The organism is Frankia sp. CoWAU3 (assembly GCF_977971855.1).
In genome coordinates, this window is sequence record NZ_CDWWXB010000301.1 from 1 (window position 1) to 635 (window position 635).

Annotated in this window: 1 protein-coding gene; it reads left to right on the top strand. The window is 70.1% G+C overall.

Features of this window, described 5'->3' with window-relative positions; translation table 11 throughout:
• Positions 1–281, top strand: a 281-nt coding sequence (locus AC08ON_RS17525) for a hypothetical protein (RefSeq protein WP_476617382.1), incomplete at its 5' end; no start/stop codon positions are given.
• Positions 282–635: the final 354 nt, after the last annotated feature.

Genomic DNA, 635 nt, shown 5'->3' on the forward strand with positions numbered 1-635 from the left:
AAACGACAAGCTCAGCTGCCGTGCCGGAACGGCTGACCGGCGAGGTCCTCCGCCAGCGTCGCGGACGCTGGAGCCACGACCAGCTCCGCAACCTGCCAGCCACAGTCGATGTGGAGACCGCAGGGTCGATCGTGGACTGCGGCTTGTGGAAGGCCAGGCAGTTGGTTCGCGACGGGAAGTTCCCAACGCCGGTGATCAAGCACGGGTCCCGTTACCTCGTCCCGACCCGGCCGCTGCTGGTCCTGCTTGGCGTGGAGCCCAAGGGGGACCCGACCCGGTGACCCTCAACAACGAGGAACGCCGCCCCCCGGCAAGGGGCGGCGTTCAGGATCGGCAACCAGGCGACGGCGCAGACCAACATCAGGATAACCCGACCGAATCGCCGGCACGTGCAGCCCGCGAGCACTGCCGGGCCCGCCTCCGGGCCATCGCCGCAGCGTCCGGCCGTCCGCTTCGGACGGCCACCGAGGAGCGCGCCCGAGAGGCCGCGCGCTGGGCCGCCGAGGCTGCCCGAATTGGGCGGGTGGGCGTGTGACGGTGAGCCCGCTTCGCCTGCTCTCGCACCAATCCGATGGAGTGATCCACGCGGAACGGATTGTGCTTGGCGCCGCGATGTCCGGCGGTCCTGAAGTGGT